The organism is Paenibacillus suaedae, from assembly GCF_032337355.1.
Classification (GTDB): Bacteria; Bacillota; Bacilli; order Paenibacillales; family Paenibacillaceae; genus Paenibacillus_B; species Paenibacillus_B suaedae.
Map to the genome: position 1 here is coordinate 148,216 of NZ_JAVYAA010000007.1, position 21,523 is coordinate 169,738.

At 47.1% G+C, this 21,523-nt stretch carries 12 protein-coding genes; 10 read left to right on the forward strand and 2 right to left on the reverse strand.

Annotation, left to right across the window (positions count from 1 at the left end; translation table 11 throughout):
• Positions 1–23 precede the first annotated feature (23 nt).
• Both RQP50_RS23875 and RQP50_RS23880 read left to right on the forward strand, forming a co-directional pair.
• Positions 24–4,748 carry an S-layer homology domain-containing protein gene (locus tag RQP50_RS23875; RefSeq protein ID WP_315746965.1) on the forward strand — a complete coding sequence of 1,575 codons (4,725 nt, stop codon included), beginning with the start codon at positions 24–26 and terminating at the stop codon, positions 4,746–4,748.
• Positions 4,749–5,234: 486 nt separating this feature from the next.
• Entirely contained in the window at positions 5,235–6,617 is a 1,383-nt protein-coding gene (locus tag RQP50_RS23880) for an amino acid permease (protein ID WP_072730040.1), read from the forward strand.
• A 217-nt stretch (positions 6,618–6,834) separates the two neighbouring features.
• On the opposite strand, the gene RQP50_RS23885 is transcribed toward RQP50_RS23880, so the two are convergent.
• Positions 6,835–8,229 (reverse strand): tryptophanase, encoded by a 1,395-nt coding sequence (locus RQP50_RS23885; protein ID WP_065293900.1) that lies wholly within the window; start codon positions 8,227–8,229, stop codon positions 6,835–6,837.
• A 155-nt stretch (positions 8,230–8,384) separates the two neighbouring features.
• Complete coding sequence (locus tag RQP50_RS23890; RefSeq protein ID WP_315746966.1) at positions 8,385–9,671, reverse strand: hypothetical protein; 1,287 nt, start codon at positions 9,669–9,671, stop codon at positions 8,385–8,387.
• A gap of 221 nt (positions 9,672–9,892) precedes the next feature.
• Here RQP50_RS23890 and RQP50_RS23895 point away from each other — a divergent pair, with 221 nt between their 5' ends.
• The 8 genes from RQP50_RS23895 (at position 9,893) to RQP50_RS23930 (ending at position 21,332) form a co-directional block, all read left to right on the forward strand.
• Complete coding sequence (locus RQP50_RS23895) at positions 9,893–11,536, forward strand: glycoside hydrolase family 19 protein (protein WP_315746967.1); 1,644 nt, start codon at positions 9,893–9,895, stop codon at positions 11,534–11,536.
• 350 nt (positions 11,537–11,886) lie between these two features.
• Positions 11,887–13,269 (forward strand): S41 family peptidase, encoded by a 1,383-nt coding sequence (locus tag RQP50_RS23900; protein WP_315746968.1) that lies wholly within the window; start codon positions 11,887–11,889, stop codon positions 13,267–13,269.
• A 184-nt stretch (positions 13,270–13,453) separates the two neighbouring features.
• The gene (locus RQP50_RS23905) at positions 13,454–13,915 is read left to right on the forward strand and encodes a GNAT family N-acetyltransferase (protein WP_315746969.1); all 462 of its coding nucleotides are present in this window, start codon (positions 13,454–13,456) and stop codon (positions 13,913–13,915) included.
• 161 nt (positions 13,916–14,076) lie between these two features.
• Positions 14,077–15,753, forward strand: a complete 1,677-nt coding sequence (locus RQP50_RS23910; RefSeq protein ID WP_227774828.1) for an extracellular solute-binding protein — start codon at positions 14,077–14,079, stop codon at positions 15,751–15,753.
• Positions 15,754–16,009: 256 nt separating this feature from the next.
• The gene (locus RQP50_RS23915) at positions 16,010–16,915 is read left to right on the forward strand and encodes an ABC transporter permease (RefSeq protein WP_072730046.1); all 906 of its coding nucleotides are present in this window, start codon (positions 16,010–16,012) and stop codon (positions 16,913–16,915) included.
• Between the two features lie 19 nt (positions 16,916–16,934).
• Positions 16,935–17,813 (forward strand): carbohydrate ABC transporter permease, encoded by an 879-nt coding sequence (locus tag RQP50_RS23920; RefSeq protein WP_072730047.1) that lies wholly within the window; start codon positions 16,935–16,937, stop codon positions 17,811–17,813.
• A 37-nt stretch (positions 17,814–17,850) separates the two neighbouring features.
• Positions 17,851–19,581, forward strand: coding sequence for a sensor histidine kinase (locus RQP50_RS23925; RefSeq protein WP_072730048.1), 1,731 nt, complete (start codon positions 17,851–17,853; stop codon positions 19,579–19,581).
• Between the two features lie 14 nt (positions 19,582–19,595).
• Positions 19,596–21,332 (forward strand): response regulator transcription factor, encoded by a 1,737-nt coding sequence (locus tag RQP50_RS23930; protein ID WP_072730049.1) that lies wholly within the window; start codon positions 19,596–19,598, stop codon positions 21,330–21,332.
• The last annotated feature ends 191 nt before the right edge of the window (positions 21,333–21,523 follow it).

Genomic DNA, 21,523 nt, shown 5'->3' on the forward strand with positions numbered 1-21,523 from the left:
AATCTTTTGTTGGGAGGAATGAGATGAAGCGGTCAAGTAAGAATGTAGTGGTCTTCATGCTAGTCGTGCTAGCCACTTGGATGCTGACACCCTATTATGCAATGGCTTACGACGATGCTAGCAATGCTGTTATGCACGATGTTGTACAGGAGGGGGATTCAATCCAACAAGACACTCCTTCGGTTGTTGATGCCACTTATGGTGGAGAGCAGCTCAAATTTGCATCCATGCCTACTGTCATTGATGTTACTTACTATGGAGCAAAGCCGAATTCGCATGAGGATGCGGCAGTTCCCGTCCAGCGAGCGATTGCTGCTGCGGCGGCTGTGGATGGCCCTGTCGTTCTACATTTCCCGGAAGGCAGATATGATTTTTATGCGGAAGATGCGGAGAAGCGGCCCTATTACATCTCCAATACAGCTTCCGAGAGCGAGAATCCAGATGTAACGAAGACGATTGGCTTGCTGCTTAAGGATATGAAGAACGTAACGGTTGAAGGCAATGGGTCATTGTTTATGCTGCATGGGAAAATGACGACCTTTGTCATCGATCAAAGCGAAGATATTGAGATTCGCAATGTACGCGTTGATTATGAACGGCCGACGATGTCGGAAGTGAAGGTGCTGGAGATCGGCAGTGACTATATGGATGTCGAGGTTAGCCAGGATTCCCTATATGAGATTCGCGGCGGTCAAGTCTATTGGGTGAGCGAACCGAATAAGGCTGGAGCGCGTTATTGGGAGTTCAAGGACGGAATCGCCCAAGAGTATGATCCAGGCCAAAATATCACGTGGAGAACAGGCAACCCCGTATCCAGCGCGACAAGCGTGCAGGAGTTGAAGGCCAATACGCTGCGGCTGCATTATAATCAGGCTCCGAATACTACAGTAGGGAATGTATTTCAAATTCGAGACGGGGTTCGCAGTCAGGTAGGCTCCTTCATTCATAAGAGCAAAAATGTCACGTGGAAGCATGTTACGATGCACTATACGCATGGACTAGGTATCATTGGACAGTTCAGCGAAAACCTGACATTCGAGGACATGACGTTCGCACCGCGCGGGGAAACGGGACGTACTGCGACTGGATTCGCTGACTTCATCCAAGCATCAGGCGTGAAGGGCAAGCTAAAGATTATGAACAGTACCTTCCGTGGGGCTCATGATGATGTCATTAATGTACATGGGACTCATCTCGAGGTGGTGCGCAAGCCGGCACCGAATCAGATCGTCGTCCGCTTCATGCATCATCAGACGTACGGATTTGAGGCGTTCTTCCCTGGTGATGCAATCGAGTTCATCGATAACAGAACCCTTACATCTGTAGGCAGCGGCAAGGTCGCTCAGGCGGCCCGGATCAACGACCGTGAAATTACCCTCACCCTTGAAGAGGATGTACCTTCGAGTATTGGAACAGGCGTTGTAATCGAGAATGCCACCTGGGCGCCAGAGGTCGAAATTAAAGGAAATCACTTCTCGCGCATTCCGACGCGAGGAATTCTTCTATCCACGCGCGGCAAATCCATCATTGAAGACAATGTGTTCGAGCGCATGCAGATGAGCGGAATCCTCATCGCCAGCGATGCGCAAACCTGGTACGAATCCGGGATGGTTCAAGATGTAACGATTCGCAATAATACGTTCATCGAGAACGGGAATCCGGTGATTCAGATTCATCCTGAGAATACGAAGTATGCAGGGCCTGTGCATCGCAATATCAACATTGAAGGCAATACGTTTCAGATGCTAGACAATACCGTACTGTTCGCTAAGAGCACGGACGGCATTCGTTTCTCCGACAACAAGATTACGAGAACGCACCCCAACATGAACCCCAATGAGCAAGCCGCATTCCACCTCTTAGAGAGCAATCATATTTCAATAGAAGGCAATCAATTCGAAGGCGAAGGTGTAAATCGAACCGTTCTTCTGGACAGGACGCCTGCGGATGAGGTCACAATCTCCCCAGAACAGCAGTTGCATGTGAATGATAAGGGGGTGCTGAAGAGTATTTCGATTGCAGCGGGCAACGACCAGACGACAGTGAAGGCAACAGCTTCAAGCGAGGCGACGCAGTACAATGGTGATGCCAAATACGCGATCGACGGCAATCCATCGACGTTCTGGCACAGCCAATGGGTTCCGTACGCACCACTTCCGCAATCGATTACGCTTGAGCTCAGCATGAAATCAGTCGTTAGCGGTTTAAGCTATCTTCCGAGACAGGAAGGGTATAACGGGAACATCACTGCTTATAAAATATATGCAAGTACAGATGGAGCCCAGTTTACTGAAATCGCGAGCGGCAACTGGTCCTCCGATTCTTCGGAGAAATCAGCAGCATTCCCTCCTGTGACAGCTTCGTTCATCAAGCTGGAGGCTACTGAAGGCGTCGGCGGCTTCGCATCGGCAGCGGAGGTTCACTTAGAGAGCCGAGTGGAGCGGGATTATACAGTTGGGCAGAGCTTTCAATTAGGGGTAAAAGGCACGACGGTTGGCGGATACGCTGCAGATCTGACCAAGGCGGTCATTACCTACTCAAGCGACAACCGGGCCATTGCCCGAATCGATAACAACGGTGTCGTGACGGGCTTGCAAGCCGGAACGGCTAACCTTACAGCGACCGTAAATTTACGTGGAAATGTGGCGGAACAGACGATTCCCGTGACGTTCAAACCGCATCAGGGAACTCCTGTGGAGCGAATTATCGTAACCGGTCACAATGGCATGCAAGAGATTACGGCTCCATTCGGTACGCTGCTCATGCAGGCGAAGCTTGAACCGCCGCATGCTGATAAGCAGGCGGTTGAATGGAGGGCGTACAATCCAGGCACGACACCAGCCTCGCACGTCGCCGCGATTGACAGCAATGGCCTGTTAACAGCGAAAGCTAACGGGATTGTTGAGGTTCGTGCTGAAGCAACCGATGGATCAGGTGTGTATGGCAAAGCGCTCATTGCAGTAAGCGGCCAACTGACACTCAATTCCGTATGGACATGGATCAGGGAAAATAAAGAGGCTTGGGCGCTTGATGCCGAGCACAACAACATGAAGATCAAGACAGAGAAAGGGAATCTGTGGAGGGACGCCAATTCGAACAAGAATATACTTCTTTATGCGCCATCTACCAAAGATGTTACGTTGATTACGCGGTTATCCTTCAAGCCGACGAAGGCGTATGCCGAGGGAGGACTGCTGATCTACGGCGATGATGATAACTACTTCTATGTGGCCAGAAAGAACCATCCGGGCTATGGAGGAGCCATATTCTCCGTTATTTCTGAGTCGAATGGAGCTCCGCAAGAGCAGGTAACGGCAGATCAGATTCAGAGCGATACGGTATATCTAAAAGTAACAAAGGAAGGCAATCGGTATGCAGGCTACTATAGCACGGATCTTACGACATGGACGCAAATAGGGGGTGCATATGAAAATGCAACGATTGCGAATCTCCATGTGGGATTGTTCGCCAATAATGCAGGCGGAAGCCCAGGTGGGTATGGGGATACTGCTGAATTCCAAGACTTCCGACTGAACGATAGCATCGTACCGTTCACAGGCTATGCCGTTGATCCGACTTCGTTGAACGATACGATCACGCTAGCGAACAAGATCTATCATGCAGCGAAGGCCGGAACTGAACCGGGGCAATATCCGCAGAAGGTGATTGATGGGCTGCGGGCTGCTATCGAAGCAGCTGCTAAGGTTGCTCATGATGCAGGAGCGACGCAGCAAGAAGTGAACAGAGAGGCCGTAACCTTGATGGAGGCTCTTGATACGTTTCATAGCGGCGTCATTCCGGGGGAAATTACAGCAATTCGCATGAACGATCGACTCCTTACGGACTTTGCGCCAGACAAGACATCCTATTATATCGAATTGCCCGTAGGGACGGCAGAAGTGCCTATTGTCAGCGCGGAGGCCAATGATCCACGCTTGCGGGTAAGCGTCATTCAAGCCTTGGAGCTGCCGGGAACGGCTGTGATTCGAGTCATGAATGAGGATTTCAAATTACTGCGCAGCTACTCACTCCATTTCAAGACGGCGACGGTTCCCGAACCGGGTTCCCCATCCGGAGGATCGTCTGGAGGTTCTTCTTCCAGTGGATCTAACGGAGCGTCTACTGGCAGCAGCGGAGCAGATAACGGTTCAGGCAATCAAACGGGCACAGGTGAAGGGTCTGCCAGTGGTTCGACCGGGACGAAGAAAATCGCCCTCAAGGATATTTCCGGGCACTGGGCCCAAGCTGCGATTGAGCAGGCTGTAGCACAGGGGATCGTTACCGGATATGTAGACGCTACCTTCCGTCCGAATGAGCGGGTCACGCGGGCCGAATTCGCGGCAATGCTTAGTCGGGCCTTGAAGTTGGATGGGATTGGTTCGAAGATACTGGATTTCACCGATCTCGACAAGATTCCAGTCTGGGCTCGGCCACACGTGGCCAGCGCCGTCACTGCGGGCATTATTACGGGATATTCGGATCATACCTTCCGTGCAAGCCATCCGATCAGCCGTACGGAGATGATCGTGATGATCATTCGTGCATTAGGATTGAAGGCAGATTCGCAAGTCCAGCTTCCATTCGCTGATGCAGATCAGATACCACTGTGGGCCAGGGAGCATGTATCCGCAGCATATGCGGCAGGTTTTATTCGCGGTCAGCAGGGCAACAAGCTGGCTCCGAATAACCCGGCGACGAGAGCGGAAGCGGTAACTTTACTTGTTAAGGCTATATCAAGTAAACACTAGCTGTTCGCGTATTGCATGCAAGCCGGATCTCTTTTAAATAGTAGTGTTAATAGATGAAGAAGCAGCCTTTTAATCTTAGAAGGCTGCTCCTTTATTTTGATATACGCGAATCAACGACGCTACATCTCCCATTGCTAGCATTTTCATTTATCATCATATCTATCAGGCACTATTTTTGAAAAAAGTTCTTCTGGATATATTGCATAAAAATTGGTAATATTGGATAATGATAAATAAGTTTGTTCTGCTTTGGAATACATGAATGCTTGATTTCTTCTCCTACAGTACAAACCTATCCGTCGATTCTCAGGGGAAGGAAGAACGGTTAGCTTAGCAATAATTACCTATATCTCAGGATTCAATAGACATGTTAAAATCGTTCTTAACCTAAACATAGATAGCATAAAAATTGGTATGGGATGTAAATGTTTTCAATAATTACTGATTGTGTTTGCTTTTGCGTACCAGAGCATAGGGGGAATAATATTGAATAAGCTTTTCCGAAAGAAGTCATTGAGCCTCATGCTTGCGCAGAGCGAGAAAAAAGAATTGGCACGGGCGATGTCTTTGCTCGATTTGATTTTTCTTGGCGTAGGCTGCGTGATCGGGACAGGGATTTTCGTCGTTACGGGCGTCGTGGCGGCAGAATCTTCGGGGCCAGCGATCATGCTATCATTTGTTATCGCGGGTATTGCCTGCGCGCTTGCTGCATTTTGCTATGCGGAGTTCTCCTCGGCAGTGCCCGTCTCGGGAAGCGTATATACATTTACGTATGCAACATTGGGAGAATTGCTAGCTTTCCTTATCGGCTGGGATCTCATGCTCGAATATGTAATCGCGGTTTCCGCAGTCGCTACGGGATGGTCTGCGTACTTTCAATCTCTGCTTGCGGGCTTTAACCTGCCGATTCCAGACATTATATCCTCTGCTCCTAGTATGGGAAAAGGTGGCCTTATTGATTTGCCGGCGGTTCTCATCATTTTGGCAATCACAGCGCTCGTCAGTAAAGGAGTCAAGGAAAGCATTAAGTTCAACACGGTCATGGTGTTCGTGAAATTAGCTATTATCTTGCTGTTTATCGCAGTCGGAATATGGTATGTAAAGCCTGATAACTGGACGCCGTTCATGCCTTTTGGATTCAGTGGTGTGATGACGGGGGCGGCTACTGTGTTTTTCGCCTATATTGGGTTCGATATCATCGCTACGGCATCGGAAGAAGTGGAAAACCCCAAAAGAGCGTTGCCAATCGGGATCATCGTATCTCTGCTCATTTGTACGATTTTATATATTACGGTATCCGGGGTATTAACCGGGATGATTCCATATACCATGCTCAATGTCGGTGCGCCGGTTGCATTAGCATTGGAATCCGTAGGGCAGAACTCGATAGCGGGGATCATATCAATCGGAGCGGTATTTGGCATTACGACCGTAATTCTTGCCATGATTTATGCTCAAGTCCGCTTGTCGTTCGCTATGAGTCGTGACGGCTTGTTGCCGAAAATGTTCTCGCAAGTGAATGCCAAGACCAAAACTCCAATCGGCAACACATGGTTAACCGGGTTCGTTGCGGCAGGCATTGCAGGTTTTGTTGATTTAACCACGCTTGCGCATTTGGTGAATATGGGGACATTGGCTGCGTTTACATTAATCTCGGTCGCTATCATTGTCTTGCGCAAGAAGTTTCCTGAATTGAAGGCTTCATTCCGTGTTCCGTTCGTACCCGTGCTCCCTATCATTAGTGCGCTGCTTTGCCTGTACCTTGCATCCAGCTTGCCTTATATGACGTGGATCTCATTTATGATATGGATCGGCATTGGCACGATTATATACTTTATGTATTCGCGTAAGCACAGTAATCTGAATTAATAAATCATATGTTATGTCACAAAAGAAGCAGCCTTCTATCCAGAAAGCTGCTTCTTCATTATGCCAATTTTCGTGTAGCCGCCGCCGCTCCTTCTGGGCGAGATGGTCGGCCTTTCACCCTCCTTCCTCACCAGCGTACATGCTGTAGGGAAGATGGCCATTTGACAAATGGCGGCATTTCGATGTCACCGTCCCTATTCAGGATGGATGGCATATGTCAGTGGGACAGGGCTTCTGTCTTGACGGGCCGTAGGCGCGCAGTGAAATGCCGCAATATCGGCGGTTCGTAGGTGAATTCTAATCCGGTTAGTGTTCCTGCCCGATCCTTGATTGCAATCAAGGCATCCGCAATAACATCCATATGGTTATTCGTATAGACACGGCGCGGAATCGTCAAGCGCAGCAATTCAAGCTTGCTCTCCAATTGCTCGCCAGTCGCAGCGTCACGTCCCAGCAGAAAGGAACCGATCTCAACCCCCCGTATCCCTGCTTCAAGATATAGCTCATTCGCCAGCACCTGGGCCGGGAATTGGGCCGCGGAAATATGCGGCAGCATCTTCTTCGCGTCTACGAAGACGGCATGGCCGCCCGTTGGCGTCTGGAACGGGATTCCGCCTTCCTCGAGGCGTCTGCCGAGATATTCGATCTGGCCGATGCGATAAGCAAGATACTGCTCGTCGATGCCTTCGCGCAGTCCGCGGGCAAGAGCTTCCATATCGCGGCCGGTCAAGCCGCCGTAGGTCGGAAAGCCCTCCATCGGCACTGTCATCGAACGCGCTTGCGTAAATAAGGTTTCATCCTCTTTAAAGGCCAGCAAGCCGCCGATATTGACAAGCCCATCCTTTTTAGCGCTCATCGTGAATCCTTCGCCATAAGAGAACATTTCACGGACGATATCAATAATCTCTTTATCTTCATAGCCTTGCTCGCGTTGCTTGATAAAGTACGCATTCTCGGCATAACGCGCGGCATCAAAGAAAACGCGAATCCCGTTCTGCTTCGCAATGGCGGATACCTCACGGATATTTTCCATGGATACGGGCTGGCCGCCGGCGCTGTTGTTCGTCACGGTAATAAGAATAAATGCGATATTTTCTGCTCCTTTTTCAGCGAGCGCATGGCGCAGCTTATCCACATCAAAGTTTCCTTTGAACGGGTAAGGCGTCGTCGTGTCATAGGCTTGTTCGGTAACAAGATCAACCGCAATCCCGCCAGCCAGATCGACATGCGCACGCGTTGTATCGAAATGCCAATTGCTCAGGACATACTGTCCTTTTTGAATAAGCAGCGGAAACAGCACCTTCTCAGCGCCTCGTCCCTGATGCATGGGAATTACATGCTGATAGCCTGTAATCTGCTGCACCGCGTCGCACAGATGATAATAGTTGCGGCTGCCTGCGTACGATTCGTCGCCCAGCATCAGGCCTGCCCATTGGTTGTCGCTCATCGCGGTCGTACCGCTATCGGTCAACAGATCGATGTACACTTCGTCCCCGCGCAGCAGGAATGGATTATATCCCGCCCGTTCAAGCGCCTTTTCCCGTTCTTCCCGTGAGATCATGTTCAACGGCTCTACCATTTTGATTTTAAACGGCTCTGCGAATCGCGCCATTCCAACACCTCCGTCATTGAAAAGTTTTTATTCAACGTACAGCTTGGAAGTCCTCTCACATATATCCAATATTTTGAAATCAATTTTATTATACTGGGAAAATATAACGCTTTCAATCAGAGGATCCGGCACGATTCGGGCAAAGTGTTCGCTGTTTATATGCTGTTCAACTCCATAATCTCGCCATTTGCAGCGTTCACAGCGTACGGACAGTCCAGCTTTCCGCACAATACATACTTCTTCAGTTCCGGATGATACACGTAGACCGGCGTCAGCTCGATGAATCCCTTTTCATTCAGCTTCACATAGGCTTCATCCTGACTGATGACAACCTCATCTGCTGCCTGAAAATCATCGAACATTTCGATAAATGGCAGGTTGTCCATTGCATTTACAGTCACAAAGCGCTGCGCATCAATAAACAGAACCAGCTTGCGCTGGAATACGCGTTTGCTTGGCGTCTGCTCCCGCAATATCGCTTCTATATATCCCCGATGACGATGCAAATGCAAAGTCTTCAACACCCATTGTCCGGAGTCGCTCGGGTATAGTTGGCTCATTCCTTCAACAACCGCTGCGACCGCCTTTTCTTGCTCTGCCTCGGTAATCGGGAAGGAGTCGGGATGCGGCTCACACGCTACCGCTTGTTCGACAGTGACCGTCTTCTGCCACTCGATGTCCACCTTTTCCAAAGGCTGTGTTTTAGCCTGTTCCCATTCGATGACCTGATCGATATTCAGCCACGAACCCGCATGGATAATGAATTCGAACGGAATGATGGAAGCTCTGCCGTTCGTCACATAAACCTCTTCGATTCCATAGAGCGGAAGAAGGCGTTGTTCCTCGTACACCGGATATTCGAGCAGCTTCAGCTGCTGCTTGGCAAGCTGCTCGACTTGTACTTGTTCAAGGGAGAGGGTGAACGCTTCCTTTTGAATCAATGACTCGGAAGCATAGAATCCATACTTGGAATACTGTACGAGCTTGTTGGCTTCATCGATGTGGATCTCGATACGTCCGCCAGGAGACAGAGGGGTTCCGTCGACGCATTCATGGAAGATATATTGGCCATTCTGGTGGTGAGAGAGCTGGAACTGCTTGCCATAGACGAGTTTGGTATCTCTCTCAATCCACGCAATGATCTCTTCTAAGTTGATGTTCGGAATAGAAGGGCTGTTCGCATAAGATTTCCCCTGTACAAAAATGAGACTCGTATATTGACCAGCAGTCAGGTCATAGGAAATAACGGCTGTCCCTTCGGGATTTGTATCTTCATCAACAGACTCCTTCACATAGGGCGGATACCACTCCATGCTGAGATAATAGGTTGTCTCATTGAATGGATTCACTTCCCGGTACAATTCTTGCGTGTGCAAGCGGTATTTCTCTAACCCGAACTTATGCTGTGTGGCATGGATGATTTCTTGAATATTAATAGTCATTCATGTTAACTCCTCTAAATATTGTTGCTGATATCATATCATTTTCAATATAAAAGTAGGTGAATGAAGCATAACCGAAAGTGAGAAAGTTATAGCGCTAATAAGATAGTATCAGAAGCAAGATTCGACAAAGGAATGGTTCGCTGTACCTATTGAGCGAAGTAGACGCAATTTCCTATACTAGAGTCGTTATCAATAACAATCTGAATAGGAGGCGTATAATGAATCGCAACTTTCCGTTCTCGCACAAGCTTCTGCTCAAAAGTTTAAGCGCTGTTCTTGGTGCGGCAATTCTTACAGCAGCGCCACTCGGATCATCCTCTACAGCTTATGCGGCAAGCAGCACGAATTCGTCTCAGGTACAAGCTTGGCAGACCAACAAGGCTTACTCTGCAGGCGATATTGTTTCCCATCAAGGCAAGATTTATGAAGCGAAGTGGTGGTCCTACAATAGTAGACCTGATGCAAAAGTAACGAACGAATGGGACACCTCATGGAAGTTATTGAATGACAACAACGAAGATACTACACCTCCTACCGCTCCAACGAATCTCGTATCAACCGAGCAATCCTCCACCTTTATTACACTCACTTGGACAGCTTCAACCGACAATGTAGCCATTTCTCATTATGATGTTCTCCGCAACGGTGCGAAAGCAGGCAGCACCATCGCCAAGAAATTCACAGACTATGAATTGGAAGCGGATACAGGATATCAATACGTCATTCGCGCTGTGGATACATCAGGCAACTATACCGATAGTTCAGCGATAAGTGCAGCAACGAAAGGCGGCCCGGTCATTGATATAGGCGTAGGAGAGAGCCGTGTGCTGACCGACGACCAGATTAGTCAGCTGTGGAATGGCATTAATCCTGCCTTCCTGCCGGATGCGGCTGCAGCGGAGGTACAAGCAGCGATTCCGAAGGCGGAATATGAGTCCACGTTCCCACTGCGCTACGGTACACCGGAATGGGATGCAAAAGCGAAGGGCAACTACTATTACAAGCCGAACCAGTCCGACTATTATTCCTATGACAATCTCGTAGCAGCAGTACGCGAGATTGCGAATATTAAGTATAAGGAAGTCGTCCGCGAGGGCTATCCGAACGTGAAGCAAATTTACCGCCTGGACAAGCAGGCGAAGACCGAAACCTTGCTCTTCCAAGCGCCAGACTTCAATGATGCCAGTCATTCGAATTTGCCGAAGCTGACGCGGATCGTGGATTTCGGCAGTTTCCTGGGTGAGGGGAGCAGTAATGACCGCAAGCGCGAGCTTGCTGGGTTCCTAGCGAACATCGCTCATGAGACAGGCGGCGGCTGGTCTACGGCACCAGGCGGCGAGCTGCGCTGGGCCCTGTTCTTCAATGAAGAGCTGGGCTTCGTCAATACGGACAAAATCGGCTATGTAGATGAGGACAACCTGTTCTGGAAGCCGGTACCGGGCAAGTCCTATCATGGGCGCGGTCCGATTCAGCTTAGCTGGAACTATAACTATGGCTTGATTAGCTCCATCGTATATCGTGATCCTGGTGTACTGCTGAATGATCCAGACAAGATTACAGCAGACGGGAAGCTCGGCTTCATTACGGGGCTGCTCTTCTGGATGACCCCACAGGATCCGAAGCCTTCCAACCATGACATCATGACAGGGCAATGGACGCCTACGGCAGAACAGTTGGCGAAGGGGCTCGTGCCGGGATTCGGAGCTACTATTATGGTCATCAACGGAGGTCAAGAAGCGAATTTGCCGGAGACAGTAGATCCAGTACGCCGCCGCGTCGCACACTATCGTGATCTGACGACTCGCATGGGCGCTAACATTGATGGCGAGAAGCTGGATACAGCGGGCATGCAGCCATTTTAATTTGGAAATAGCGATGAAGGACGAGAGGATGATTTCATCTCTACATCAAGATTGCTATTGCTGGAACGAGATGGGCCACAATTTAAGAAGCTGTCTGACGGGTAGATTTCTACTTGTTGGGCAGCTTTTTTTATGTTTTGTAGGTAATGAAATCCATGTGATGTAGAGATGAATCATAGCATAGGCTTATTACTAATTTATTCAAATAAAAATATTCGATTGTATGATATATTGTGTTTGTATTTCCCTTATATAGCCAAATTGTCGAAGGGAGTGCAAATTGATGGGGGAAAGTAGATGCAGATATAGAATAGGTCGTTAATAGAGAAATGCAGGGGGAATGATATCAAATGAAAATGCGATTAGTAGGGTTTCTATTATTTATCGGGATTATAGGGGCAGTAATAGTTACGGCTCTTACATGGAACGACAGCGTTACGGAAAAGGCGATTAGCAAAAAAGAAAAGCAGCTTCACGAACCAGCGGTTCTAACGAAGGAGCAGCAAAAAGCGATCAAAGACATCGAATTTTTGTATAACAAAATTGCAGACACCCATCCTGCGACCGTAAATGGAATACCAGAGGAACTGAAGGCCCAATACGAACAAGTATTGAAGGAAATTAAAGAAAAGAAAGATCAGATATATCGCAAAGATATTTACTTCTGGGGACAATCCATTATTGCTCAACTGCATGATGCCAATTCAGGTTTTGCAATAACTTCAAGCTTTCGAAAGCGAAACATTCCAATTTTATATAAATGGTATGAGAATGGAGTGTATATATATCATAGTAATGAGGAGGACTTGAAGGTTGGAGATAAAATCATTGCCATTGGCGACAGAACAGTTGAAGAGTTTGCTCAAGAACTTATCAAATATATCCCTAGTGATAATGAAATGTATTTGCTTGCTTCGTTGGAAGTTTCAACCTTATTGGCTGAAGAGGTATATTTAGAGAAGTTAGGTTTGATTGAAAATAAAGATTATGTTGTCTATACCATCATGAGAGATGGGAAAAAGCTGCGGCAGCCGGTTAAGTTGCAGGTGAAGCCTATTTCAGCGGGATATCCTTCGAATTATTCTCAAAACATAGATAAGGACAAAAACATAGCTCTATTAAAAGTGGTTATGCTTAAGTCTGATGACGTGTATGACGCTGAATTAAAAAAGTTCTTCTCTGCTGTTAAGCACAATCAAATCAACAATGTCGTGCTAGACCTTCGTGATCATAATTTCGTTGGGAATGCGAATGCTATCGTGAAACTGCTCCAATATGTGAATGTGCAGCACTATCAATCCTTTGCGGTAACGCGTAATTCAACAGAGGGGAACAGTGGTGAGAACGTAGAAGGAATGGCAGAAATAATTCATTCAACACAGAACAATCATGTTCATGAAGAGCTTGTATTTGAAGGGAAACTGTATGTACTTACCTCCAAAAATACATATGGCGGAGCATCATTGATGGCGGCGATTGTGCAAGATAATAAGATTGGGCAGGTAATTGGAGAAATGCCTGGAGGAAATGCGAACGCATATGTTGCTTCCGCAAAATTCGATCTGCCAAACAGTAAATTTTCCATGTATTTGTCAAGTAGACAACTCGAAAGACCGGATGCTTCCAAAGGAGCAGCGCTTGTCCCTGATTATGTGGTGCCGTCAACCTACAACAAAACAAAACATGTGGATGAGCAGCTCGCCTTTGTCGAACAACTCGTGAACAAGAAATAAATAATGCGTCACCTGTCCCCAGCGCTTCCATGCGTCTGGGGATTTCCATTGCAATGGACAAGGAAAGTGGAGTCTGAACATAAGTGAATAGGTGATTCGAAGCTTCCGCCCATGGATCTTGTCAGGTACAATGAATGAAGCAGCACTTCACAACAATTACCATTCATAAAAGGGGAGACAAGGGATGGTGTATATACGCCAAGCCACAGTGCAGGATGTTCGTATACTTAGTGAGCTTGCTTATGCATCCAAGGCGTACTGGGGTTATGATGAAGCATTTATGGAAGCTTGCCGGGAGGATTTGACGATTACTGAGGCGCATCTTACAGCCGCTCAATTATTTGTCGTCGAGAAGAATCAGCAGATTCAAGGATTTATTGCGCTCGAACAGGATATTTCACAGCAGGACAAGGGCCTAGTAACCTATTTGTTCATTCATCCGAATGCTATCGGACGAGGGTATGGACAAGCGTTATGGAACCGTATGATCGATGCTGCTAGGGATCAGGGAATACGCGCGGTACTCGTACATAGTGATCCGCATGCGGAACCTTTTTACATACGAATGGGGGCTAGAAGAATTGGTGAAATAGCCTCAACGGTATTCCCTGGCAGGGATCTCCCTGTACTAGAAATCATAGTCTAAGCTTCCATTTAGATGGATGCGGAGCAACGGGCGACAAATCATGTGCACCACAACAGTTGTATATAGAAGTAAAGACCAGTATATGGAACGCCTTAGGAACGATATCTACAATTAGAAGTGGGTCTTCAATACACATATTAGGAGGGTCAGACGTGAAAAGAATGCGGAATATGTTATTATCGCTTACGCTTATCTTGAGTCTCGTCGCAACAGCTTGCACAAGCAATACAGCTGATACATCACAGCCAACAACGGATAAACCAGCAGAAAACACAACCGCAGAGAAACCAGCTGAAACACCAGAAAATACAGTAATTGAAGTATCTACGGTTCGTGCGAAGGATCCGTATTTGAAATTTGATGCAGGTGAAACGTATGATAAGAATGCCGTATATGATGCTCTTGAAAAAGACATTGGCGTTAAAGTGACGAATAAGTGGGTTGTAGATGGAGGGAATACCGGTCCGCAGTTCCAAGAGAAGCTCAAGATGGCGATTGCGACTGACGACTTGCCTGACTTCTTTGTGGCTACACCAGCTCAACTGCAGCAGCTCATCGAGGCAGATATGATTCAAGACTTGACCGAAGTATATGACAAATATGCTACGGATGAAACGAAAGAGTTTTTAATGCGCGATGGCGGTTTGCAGATGAAGTCTGGTACATTTGACGGTAAATTGATGGGAGTTCCAGAGTCGGGTACTGCGTTCACTCCTCAATTTGTATGGGTTCGTACGGACTGGCTGAAGAAGCTGAACCTGCCTGAGCCGAAAACGATGCAAGACCTGATTAAAATTATGGAAACGTTTGCAGCAAAAGATCCAGGGGGCACTGGAAAGTCCTATGGTCTGGCAGTGAATAAAGAATATTATGAACCTACAGGTGCACTTGGTCTCGTAGGCTTCCTGAATGGATATCACGCTTACATGAAGCAATGGATTGATGATGGCAAGGGTGGATTGATGTACAGTGATATCCAGCCAGAGATGAAGGAAGCTCTCCGTTCCCTGCAAGATATGTTCAAGAAGGGGCTAATTGATCCAGAATTTGCAGTTAAGGACATGATGAAGGAATCCGAATTGATCTTCAATAACCAAATTGGCGTACTCTATGGTGCGGAATGGACTCCGGCTCATTTAGCTCAAGGTGCAGTCAAGGACGGCAAGGTTATTCAAGAATGGAAACCATTCCGCCTTCTTTCCATTGATGGTACGGAAGCGTCCACGCAAACCGAACTGGGTACCGAAAAATATAATGTTGTCTCCAAGAAAGCGAAACATCCAGAGGCAATGATTAAATTGTTGAACAATTGGATCGTGGTTGACAACCATCCAACAGAGGAACAGAAGGTATACGAGTATGGTAAGAGCAGGAAAGAGAGCGGCAATAACTACTGGCAATTGAGCCCGGTTATGGCGTTCAACCAAGGGAACAACAATGGCGAAATATTGCCAAAGGCAATCGAAACGAAGGATGAAAGCTTGCTGCAAACGAAAGACCAAAGAAGGCGCTATGAACGTGCTATGAAGTATTTGAACGGTGAAGATATTTCGATGTGGTGGGAAATGTTGATTTCCGGTCCAGGCGGAGCGGTATCTAACACTCCATACTTGAAAGAGCACAACCTGTTCCATCGCAACAAATTCTATGGCGCTCCAACGCCTACGATGGTCGAAAAGCAAGAGCTGCTCTTGCGCAAGCGTGACGAAATCTTCGTAAAGATCATCATGAACCAAGCGCCGATCGATGAATTCGACAAATTTGTGGAAGACTGGAAGAAGCTTGGCGGCGATGACATGACGAAGGAAGTAAACGAATGGTACGCAGCAAATAAATGATTTCACGGGGAGAGCGGATATGTTCCGCTCTCTTTTTTTACTGTGTCAGTCACTGTGAATAATTGCAAATGCGCTCATCGGACATGATTCTATTGGATTAAGGCCCAAGAGCATGAGGAATCGCAACAGCTGTATATAGAAGTAAAGACCAGTATATGGAATGGGATTTGAATGGTATCTACAATAAAGGTAGTTCTTCATTCATATATAGGGCATGCCCTTCTTTTTACATTTTACTACAAGTAGGTGGAGCAGAATGAATCGATTATCTCGGATGTGGAAGCGTGAATGGCCGCTGCACTTGATGCTCATTCCCGCACTAATTTTCATTATTGTATTCAGCTATATTCCGATGGTAGGCATTATGATGGCATTCCAGAAATATATCCCGTCGAAGGGATTGCTGGGATCGCCATTCGTGGGATGGAAGAACTTTAAGTTCCTGATGGATTACCCGGATATCGGCCGCATCTTTTTCAATACCATTTACATCGCGGTCATGAAGATTCTTGCTGGATTGTTTGTTCCCATAACGATCGCAATTCTCTTAAACGAATTACGCAAGGAATGGGTGAAGCGAACGTTTCAGACTTTGGTTTATTTGCCGCATTTCTTATCTTGGGTCCTGCTCAGTGGTATCGTTATCGACGTACTCTCTCCTTCTACAGGAATTGTGAATCATTTACTCAGTCTGTTCGGAGTGAAGCCGATCTTCTTCCTTGGTGAAAGCAGCTGGTTCCCTTATGTGATGGTCGTTACGGACGTATGGAAGGAATTCGGCTTCGGTACAATCATTTATTTGGCGGCGCTTACAGGCATTAATCCTGTGCTGTATGAAGCTGCGGAAATTGACGGAGCTGGGCGCTGGAAGCAGACCTTGAATGTAACCTTGCCGGGCATGCTGCCGATTATCGTACTCATGCTTACGCTTAGCATCGGGAACGTGCTGAATGCCGGATTCGATCAAATATTCAACCTGTACAGCCCGCAGGTATACGAGAGTGGAGATATTATTGATACATTCGTATATCGAATGGGAGTCGTGGAATCACAGTATGGGTTTGCAACAGCTGTTGGACTGCTAAAGTCGGCTGTTTCTTTCATACTAATATCCGTATCGTATGTCATGGCCTATCGCTTCGCCAATTACCGCATATTCTAGTCAAGGAGGACGAAACGTTATGAAAAAGTCGTTAGGCCGACGTATCTTCTTAGGTTGCAACTTTGTATTTCTAGCTTTTATCTCGATATTATGTCTATTACCGCTTGTTCATATATTAGCCGTGTCCTTCAGTTCAGGGTCAGCGGCATCCGCAGGCAGGGTCATACTGTGGCCGGTTGAATTCACGACAGCAGCGTACCAGAACGTATTCGGCAAGCCGGAATACTTGCGCGCGTTCGGGATCACAGTTGAGCGTGCCATATTGGGCACGGCCTTCAGCATGTTCTTGACGATCATGACCGCATATCCATTGTCGAAGGATACATCACAGTTCCGTTTGCGAACCGTGTATGTATGGATATTTGTATTCACAATATTGTTCAACGGCGGCTTGATTCCATGGTATATGACCGTTAAAGCGGTCGGTATTATAGATACGATATGGGCTTTAATACTACCGAATGCTGTTCAAGTATTCAACATTATTCTCCTGCTTAACTTCTATCGCAACTTGCCGAAGGAGCTGGAGGAATCTTCGAAGATTGACGGAGCGGGACATTTCACAACCTTGTGGAAAATATATGCACCCTTATCCATTCCGGCACTGGCAACGACTGGACTCTTTACGGTTGTCTGGCACTGGAACAGCTGGTTCGATGGTATGTTGTTAATGAACCATCCTGATAAATATCCGCTGCAAACCTTCCTGCAGTCGATAATAATAAAGCTGGATCTGCGCTACCTCAAGCCTGAGGAAATTCAGCTGATGCAGAAGCTGTCCGACCGTACAAGTAAGGCTGCACAGATCTTCGTTGCTGCATTCCCAATATTAATTATATATCCATTCTTACAGCGATTCTTCATTAAAGGAATTGTGATGGGAAGTGTCAAAGAATAATAGTAGCTGAAACCTCCAAATGTAGGGAGAAAATACGATGAAACTATTATTCCGCATAAAAGATTCTTCCATCTTCATGAAGATTATGGCTGTATTTCTAATCGTATTGCTCCCCCTCATGATGATTACGTTATTCATCAATGAGCGGGGAGCTAATAGCATTCAGCGGGAAGTATCACGTTCTACCTTAAATACGACAAGCTTCTACCTGGACTCGCTCGATAAGGAAGTTGAACGAATTAACCGTTACTTGCCGAACTATGTAACGGACAACGATTTGCTGGAGCTGGCGGCACTAGGGACAGACTTGACCGCCTACGAGCGGGCCAACAACATTACGCTAATTCAGAAGCGATTGGAGCTCATGAAGAATTCGAGTCCGTTTATTAACGAAGCCAGGGCATACGTACCGAAAATTGATCGTACGCTGCTCAGTCAGCAATATGACACGACGCTCAATCGAGAGGAATTTGATGCCATGCAGCATGAGAGTCCTTTCTATAGCAAGCCATTCATATACTGGAACAATCGACTGTTTATTACCCTACAATACCCGACGACTACTTTCAAGGACCCAATCTATTTGGTTGGTGCAGAGTTGTCCGTTAGAAAGATCAAGGAAGCGCTTGATCAGATTGCAGGTTCTCTGAATGGAGAGACGATGCTGCTGAATGTGGAGCACGGATGGGATATTCGCAGCAATGAGCAGTCTACACTGTATGAATCGATGAAGGCATTTATTCAGCAGAAATGGAAAGAAGAAAAGCAAGAAGGCTACGATATCGTAGAGTATAACGGAGAGCGATATTTGACTGTTTACAAGTATTCTGCCGTTTGGAGTTCTTACTCTGTAACCTGCATACCGGAATCAACCGTTCTGGGGCCGATTCAGAAGTATCGGCAATGGTTCTGGTGGGCATGTGGATTGGCTGTTGTGGCAGCGCTGTTTTTCTCTTACTCCTTGATGAAGCTCATGTATCGACCACTCATGAAGCTCATTCATGCGTTCAGGCGGGTGAAGCAGCTTAACTTGACGCCTGTTCCGATTGATCGAGGTCATGATGAGTTCGGATATTTGTATCAGGCGTTCAATGATACCGTGCACTCGTTGAAAACACTCATTGAACAGAACTACGAGCAGCAAATTCGAAGCCAGCGCTCGGAACTGAAGCGGCTTCAATCGCAAATCAATCCCCATTTCTTGTACAATTGCTTCTTTGTACTGTGCCGGCTTATTAAGTCGGAGGACAAAGAGAAGGCCTACCAATTCTGCTTGTATATCGGCGAGTATTTTCATTTCATTACCCGGAACGATGAAGATGAAATTCCGCTAGAGATGGAAGTGAAGCATTCCTCGACCTATGTAGAGATGCAATCAATCTGCTATGGGGATCGGATTCAAGTGTTCCTCGACATCGAGAGCCAGCCAATACGTGTACCGCGTCTTGTGCTGCAGCCGATCATTGAGAATGCCTATAAGTATGCATTCGGCAATATGCGTGGAGCAGGAGAGTTGTGGGTTCACAGCGAACAGGTTGAAGATGGAGTTGTGATCAGTGTCGAAGATAATGGAGATGACTTGGACGACGAGAAGCTGAATGAGCTTTGCAATCGCCTTGCCAATTGTACCAATCACATCGATGAGACGACAGGGCTTATTAATGTACACAGACGGATACAGCTTCGCTACGGAGATTCATATGGATTGAAATTGTCGCGTTCTGAACTTGGCGGACTGAAGGTACGTATACATCTGGGGCTTGAATAAAGGAGGAGATCGGCATGCGACGAATGCTCATCGTGGACGACTTGCCTATTATTGTAGATGGGTTGTTGGAGTTATTTCAGGGCATGGAGCATCTTGAACTCGATATTTTGAAAGCGTATTCGGGTGAAGAGGCATTGGATATGATGCGCAGATCCGCTTCGCCCATAGATATTGTTATCTCTGATATTAAAATGCCTGGCCTGGAAGGGATTGAGCTGCTTCAAAATATTAAGCAGAGTTGGCCGAACTGTAAAGTGATTTTCTTGACGGGCTATAATGACTTCCATTATGTGCAAAGTGCTATGGTTCTTGGCGGATTCGACTATATCTTGAAAATTGAGAGCGATGAGAAGATTATCGCTGCTGTTGAACGGGCCATTGCTCAGCTTAACAAGGAATGTGAGCAGATGCGCAGACTGGAGCAGGCGCATTATCGGATGCGGCAAGCGCTGCCGCTGCTGCAGAGAGAATATGTATGGGAGCTTCTAGAGGGCAAGGCGGAGGTGCTGAGAGGGATTGAGCGGCATTTTCAAGAATATGATATTCCGCTGCGTGCCGATCTGCCTGTCATGATGGTGGTTGGTAAGGTGGATGCTTGGAAGAATTCCTTCAGTTCACTTGATAAATCCTTATTGCTGTATGGCGTTCAGAATATCGTCGAGGAGTATGTCACCCCGTATATGGAATGCTTCTCCTGCCCATTCGAGCATTCCAAGCTTGTATGGCTGCTGCAGCCGCGAATGACGAAAGACGGCAATCATAGCTATTCCTACTCCAGTTATGAGTCTCATGAAGATGTGATGTCCGAGTCGGAAGTGTGGAAGTCATCACAGGCTCGCTTGAACGGAGTTATGGGCATGATCCAACAGACCTGTCAGCGCCTTCTGCAAGTAACGGTATCCTTCGCATTCAGCAGTACATCGACGGAATGGGCGAATGTAGCAGAACGATTCCAGATGCTGAAGTATTGCTTCGTGTCGGGGGAGCGGCTGCCTAACGAGGTTATTTTGACGGATTCCGATATTCTGCAAATGCAGGAGTGTGGAGACGGCACAAATACGCAAGATTACTTTCAACATAACCGAATTCAACTGCTGCTGAAATGTCTGGAGAACAATCATCGCAAGGAGTTTTATGAATTGTTCCTGCGCATTACGAAGGATTGGAACAATGAGGAGGAGAGCAGCTATGCTCGGAAGATGGCGTTGTATCATTCCTTGTCGGCGTTGTTTCTGTCCCATTTGGGAGAGAATCCGAAGTTGAAGCAAGAGGTCGGCGCGAAGATGGATATTAGTTTCTTGTACCAGAAGAAGGAGTCATTCACATGGCTTGATATGAAGAAATATTTCTGGGAACTCGCTGATCATTTATTCGAGCGGCAAGAAGGAAGAGAAGAACAAGTTCCAGGTGAACTGATCAAGCGAGTTCATCGTTACATTGCCAATAATTTAACCCATGATATCTCGCTGATTGCGATTGCGAACGAGGTAGGGTTGAATCCTTCCTACTTATCTAGACTATATAAGCAAATGACAGGCATCGGGATATCCGATTACATCAACGATTATCGCAATCTGCAGGCGAAGGAATGGCTGCTCAATACCTCGAAGAGGGTCAATGAGATCGCATCCGCGCTAGGTTACAATTCGGCGCTGGCCTTCATTCGCTTCTTCAAGAAGCAGAATCAGATGACACCGCTTGAATATCGGATGAAGCTGCAGGAGAAGAACATTAAAGAGGGAATGTCCTAAAGCTCAAGAGCGTAAGAGCGTAGAAATTGCCAAGCAGTGCGGCAAGTGAAGTTCGCAAGTTTGTAAATTCGGAAATCGTTGGCCGGATACAGCTTCCGGCCGCGCATTCGCAATCGGATGCATGTTCATTTTTGCAAGTTCTCTAGACCTTCAGTCATGGCAAGCTTGGCTGGAGGTCTATTTCTTTTTGT

What these genes read in the sequence shown, in the direction of transcription:
- RQP50_RS23875 (WP_315746965.1), top strand. Translation starts at nt 24, where the DNA reads ATGAAGCGGTCAAGTAAGAATGTAGTGGTCTTCATGCTAGTCGTGCTA.
- RQP50_RS23885 (WP_065293900.1), bottom strand. Translation starts at nt 8,229, where the DNA reads ATGGCGCGATTCGCAGAGCCGTTTAAAATCAAAATGGTAGAGCCGTTG.
- RQP50_RS23890 (WP_315746966.1), bottom strand. Translation starts at nt 9,671, where the DNA reads ATGACTATTAATATTCAAGAAATCATCCATGCCACACAGCATAAGTTC.
- RQP50_RS23895 (WP_315746967.1), top strand. Translation starts at nt 9,893, where the DNA reads ATGAATCGCAACTTTCCGTTCTCGCACAAGCTTCTGCTCAAAAGTTTA.
- RQP50_RS23900 (WP_315746968.1), top strand. Translation starts at nt 11,887, where the DNA reads ATGAAAATGCGATTAGTAGGGTTTCTATTATTTATCGGGATTATAGGG.
- RQP50_RS23905 (WP_315746969.1), top strand. Translation starts at nt 13,454, where the DNA reads ATGGTGTATATACGCCAAGCCACAGTGCAGGATGTTCGTATACTTAGT.
- RQP50_RS23910 (WP_227774828.1), top strand. Translation starts at nt 14,077, where the DNA reads ATGCGGAATATGTTATTATCGCTTACGCTTATCTTGAGTCTCGTCGCA.
- RQP50_RS23915 (WP_072730046.1), top strand. Translation starts at nt 16,010, where the DNA reads ATGAATCGATTATCTCGGATGTGGAAGCGTGAATGGCCGCTGCACTTG.
- RQP50_RS23920 (WP_072730047.1), top strand. Translation starts at nt 16,935, where the DNA reads ATGAAAAAGTCGTTAGGCCGACGTATCTTCTTAGGTTGCAACTTTGTA.
- RQP50_RS23925 (WP_072730048.1), top strand. Translation starts at nt 17,851, where the DNA reads ATGAAACTATTATTCCGCATAAAAGATTCTTCCATCTTCATGAAGATT.
- RQP50_RS23930 (WP_072730049.1), top strand. Translation starts at nt 19,596, where the DNA reads ATGCGACGAATGCTCATCGTGGACGACTTGCCTATTATTGTAGATGGG.